This is a genomic window from Blautia caecimuris, from assembly GCF_024622975.1.
GTDB lineage: Bacteria > Bacillota > Clostridia > Lachnospirales > Lachnospiraceae > Blautia_A > Blautia_A caecimuris.
Genome location: NZ_JANJZT010000071.1, coordinates 1 through 3,861, shown reverse-complemented (window position 1 = coordinate 3,861; position 3,861 = coordinate 1). Strand labels below are relative to the sequence as shown.

Sequence of the window (3,861 nt, the reverse complement as noted above, 5' to 3'; positions counted from 1 at the left end):
TAAAATGGATGAAATCAGTGAAGAGGAAGCGGCATCCGTTTGATATAGCAATTATTTAATATTCGTTATACTAGTTCCATGATTAAAGTACATTACCAAATCATTTGATAGTGTTTCCATCTCACAATATAAACTATCAGCTCTGGCAGATGAAATATAATTATGTTGTAAAGCAGTGTTGATAATAGAAAGCACATTTATTGTATTACCTGTAAATAGGGATAGATTGTTCAACTCTATATTGTCCACCTTCTTTCGCTATGATTCTTATTGTTCTTTCCGATAAAGATTCTAAATTCATGCCAGAATATCGAATAAACTCTTGACACATAAAATTACTAATTGTATCATCTGTCGTGTGATAATCAAATTTCTTCCTTATGGTATAATAGATATATATAATGCTTTTCAATACAATCATATAATTTCCAGTGTGAATGAATCCAGAATGAAGAAATGGAAGTACAATTTTTTTAAATTTTTTATTATCAGTTTCTACCCAATTTAGTTTTTGACAGATTCTATACTGATACTCTAACAGATGAAATAATTCCTCAGCAGTTAACTTTATACCGACAGTTAAAAATACTTGCTGCATTTCTTGTAAATCATATGAAGAATTTACACCTTTTATTAAGGACATATATAGCCTCCTTTCCTAATGGCTACATACTTAATATCATAGAGCTGCATATATATCAATACTTGAAAAAAGTGCGAAAATATGATAATATGAGAGTGTAAAAAAAGAAAAAAATTATGATTTTCAAAATATGAAAGTGTAATATCTCATTTCCAACCTTTGGATTTGTGTATTACACTTTTATTTCATTTAGCCTTAAAACTGTTTACATCCTTAAATACAATGAGCCGATAACACTAGAATTTTTATCATTCTCGGTGCTATCGGCTCTGCGTCTTAGCGTCTGGCTCTAAAATAGTTATTTGCTGCTTTTTTACATTGATGATACTTTCCTGTTTGCATTTAGGGCAGAACAAAGGAAAGTTTATCAATTCTGTATCTGGTCTTACTTTTGTTCGTGTCTTATTTTTGCAAATAGGACACATTACCCAAGTCTCTTTATCCATTTAATAAATTCACCTGCCTTATAATATTGGAATACAAAATTCGCATAAATGATTAGAAACTTTATTATAGACATAGCGTTCAAAAATTGGTCGCTTATCGTCCACTGATAAATCTGCGGTAAGGTTTTGGATATTTTTCCAAAATTGCAACACATCTTGTTTAGTATGACTGACCTCAAATATCGCATATTTCCCATCATCAATTTTGCGAGTAGCTAGGTTTATTTCCGATTTTTTATCTATGATAAGTCCTACATCATATCTTAGTCTATTAGTAGGTGTAAAGGCAGGATTATCTAATGCAATCCCTAAAATAGTGGTTTCTTCTGTAAACAATTTATTCTTTCTCAAAAACTCTTTAAAATCTTCCATTAACTTTTCATTTTGTTTGCCATATTCACCTATATTACGCATATAAGCGATTGTAATATCTTTAAATTCTTCTATTTTCAAATCATTACCTCCAAAGATAAAATTATTGATGTCGACTTCAACACGTAAATAGTAAGGGCAATTAAAATGATTTTCAACAACTTTTTTAAAATGATATATAATTTCTTCCTGTCGTTGATCTGGCAAGTATACCAGAACACGACGGAAGAAAATAGTCTTGTCATTTCCATCTAAATAATTTTATTGCAATTTCAAAACAAACTATTGAAATGGTAATCATCAAAATGATGGGAAACATTACATTTTCAACTAATCTAGTAGCAATTATACAAAATATGAGATTTAAATACTTTCCTCTATCCAATCAGTTACAACTTTTCTATCAGAATCACTCATAAATGAATGTTCACTTTCTTTTGATATATATAATTGGCAATTAAATTTCATTGAAAAATGACGAACAATTTCTATTGATTGCAATATATCTTTGCTGCCATACATAATAGATGTTGGTATACACCAGTGTTTAACAGGATTGTCTTTTACATGTTGGTAGTATTTCCATGATAAAGTTTCAATCGGTGTTTCGATTTTTTGTTTTTCCTTTAATTCATTCTCGCTTACATCAAACCATGAAAACATATTATGTATTAAATAATCCATATCTAGTATAGGCGAAAGAAAAAGACATTTTTCAATATTTCTGTTCTTATAAGCGTGCAGACTGAAATATGCGCCTATGCTGCAAGCATATAAATAAATTTTATCCCAGTTACATTGAACATATTTCCAGATACATTCTAAGTCATGTATTCCATTCCATATATTACATTCAATATCTTTGTTTTTTCTCTCACCATGAGATGGTAAATCAAAACTAATAGTTTGATAACCTTTTTTTTCAGCAATATTTGCAAAAAAAAGAGCTTCTTCTTTGTTCCCATTTTTTCCATGAACATAAATATATATTTTCTCTGATTTCTTGCCCCAAACAATAGTTGGTATAGAATCAATCAAAATTAAATTTCTTTCCATATAGCACCTCCTTGAAAATAGTAACATTGCAAAGTAAGCACTACAATATAATGTTATTTACAGACTTATTTTTTACATAAAAGAGAAGAGGTCGCACAGTGGCAAACCTCTTCCTGAAATTACTTATATACTATCTTTCTGATTGAATGAATGGATAAGAAATAGCTTTTTGATAATTCTTCAAGGCTTTTCCCGTGTTTATAATCCATTCTGATTTTTTTATTTCTTTTTTCAATTTCACGCTTATAGCCACTCAATTCTCCCCAGCCTTTTTTATTCTCATTCTTAGATGGTATATAAATATAACCACCTTGAATGTAATTTTGCAATTCTTCAATCAGAGAGATGGGAAGTATTGAGTTTGCTTTTACATATTTCATGCAGGCTCACTCCTTTAACATCTTGTTGTTAAAAGCAAAGCCAGCATTTACGCTTTCTTACTCCATGCAAATTGCGTATGTTTTTACTGACTTTGCATGGAGTAAAACATCATTTTTTCGTTTCTTATTTTGGCACATTGTATCACCACCTTAATTTCTAGCACATTTGTTATTGTAATTCGTCAATTTTTCCTGTCTGTATTGCCTTTATATTTTTAGAGATTTTTTCTTTCGACCAATTCCACCATTGAATACTTAATAATGATGAAATAGTATCGTCAGAAAAGCGTTTTTTAATTGGTTTTGCAGGAACACCACCTACAATAGTATATGGTGGTACGTCTTTGGTAACAACAGCACGTGCGCCGATAATTGCTCCATCACCGATACTTACACCTGCTAATATAACAGCCTCATATCCAATCCATACATCATTACCAATAATAATATCACCTTTATTGTCCCATGAGTGAGTAACATTCTTCTTATCCAAATTCCATTCCTCAAAAAATAATGGAAATGGATAAGTTGATAATGAAGATAATGTATGATTAGCACTATTAAATAAGAATTTAGTACCACAGGCAATCGAACAAAATTTCCCGATTATTAACTTATCGTGATTTATAGGATAGTGATATAATACATTATTTTTTTCAAATAGCGTTGGGTCATTCGCAAAATCATTATACATTGTGTAATCACCAACTTCTATATTAGGATTTTTGATTACATTTTTTAAATAAATTGTTTCTTTATCTCCGGTACGTGGATAAATTTTATTTTCTGGAATAGTCATTTAAAGTCCTCCTATCATTGCTAAAATATAATAACCATTCCAGTTAAAACAATGCAGCGTTTCATTTTAACCACCTCTCTTTAAGATAGGGTAGTGTCAAAAACTATCTGTTTTTATTGTTCTAAAATCCTTTAAAACCTTGAATTACAGGAGGTTTACAAATAA

The 3,861-nt window shown here is 29.9% G+C and carries 6 protein-coding genes; all 6 read right to left on the bottom strand.

Features of this window, described 5'->3' with window-relative positions:
- Nucleotides 1–205: 205 nt before the first annotated feature.
- The 6 genes from NSA57_RS19265 to NSA57_RS19240 all read right to left on the bottom strand — a co-directional run bounded on the left by NSA57_RS19265 (nucleotide 206) and on the right by NSA57_RS19240 (nucleotide 3,696).
- Nucleotides 206–643, bottom strand: coding sequence for a DUF6323 family protein (locus NSA57_RS19265; protein ID WP_257465833.1), 438 nt, complete (start codon nucleotides 641–643; stop codon nucleotides 206–208).
- 260 nt (nucleotides 644–903) lie between these two features.
- Nucleotides 904–1,089 carry a cysteine-rich KTR domain-containing protein gene (locus NSA57_RS19260; protein WP_257465832.1) on the bottom strand — a complete coding sequence of 62 codons (186 nt, stop codon included), beginning with the start codon at nucleotides 1,087–1,089 and terminating at the stop codon, nucleotides 904–906.
- Between the two features lie 18 nt (nucleotides 1,090–1,107).
- Nucleotides 1,108–1,542: an AraC family transcriptional regulator gene (locus tag NSA57_RS19255; RefSeq protein WP_257465831.1), complete on the bottom strand. Its 435-nt coding sequence runs from the start codon at nucleotides 1,540–1,542 to the stop codon at nucleotides 1,108–1,110.
- A gap of 282 nt (nucleotides 1,543–1,824) precedes the next feature.
- On the bottom strand, nucleotides 1,825–2,517 hold the full coding sequence (locus NSA57_RS19250) for an alpha/beta hydrolase (RefSeq protein WP_257465830.1): 693 nt from the start codon (nucleotides 2,515–2,517) through the stop codon (nucleotides 1,825–1,827).
- A 119-nt stretch (nucleotides 2,518–2,636) separates the two neighbouring features.
- Nucleotides 2,637–2,897: a CD3324 family protein gene (locus tag NSA57_RS19245; protein ID WP_217312423.1), complete on the bottom strand. Its 261-nt coding sequence runs from the start codon at nucleotides 2,895–2,897 to the stop codon at nucleotides 2,637–2,639.
- 169 nt (nucleotides 2,898–3,066) lie between these two features.
- The gene (locus tag NSA57_RS19240) at nucleotides 3,067–3,696 is read right to left on the bottom strand and encodes a CatB-related O-acetyltransferase (RefSeq protein WP_257465829.1); all 630 of its coding nucleotides are present in this window, start codon (nucleotides 3,694–3,696) and stop codon (nucleotides 3,067–3,069) included.
- Between the last annotated feature and the right edge of the window lie 165 nt (nucleotides 3,697–3,861).

Bases quoted from the DNA above. Each gene is read 5' to 3' on its own strand.
- NSA57_RS19265 (WP_257465833.1), bottom strand. From the start codon at position 643: ATGTCCTTAATAAAAGGTGTAAATTCTTCATATGATTTACAAGAAATG.
- NSA57_RS19260 (WP_257465832.1), bottom strand. From the start codon at position 1,089: ATGGATAAAGAGACTTGGGTAATGTGTCCTATTTGCAAAAATAAGACA.
- NSA57_RS19250 (WP_257465830.1), bottom strand. From the start codon at position 2,517: ATGGAAAGAAATTTAATTTTGATTGATTCTATACCAACTATTGTTTGG.
- NSA57_RS19245 (WP_217312423.1), bottom strand. From the start codon at position 2,897: ATGAAATATGTAAAAGCAAACTCAATACTTCCCATCTCTCTGATTGAA.
- NSA57_RS19240 (WP_257465829.1), bottom strand. From the start codon at position 3,696: ATGACTATTCCAGAAAATAAAATTTATCCACGTACCGGAGATAAAGAA.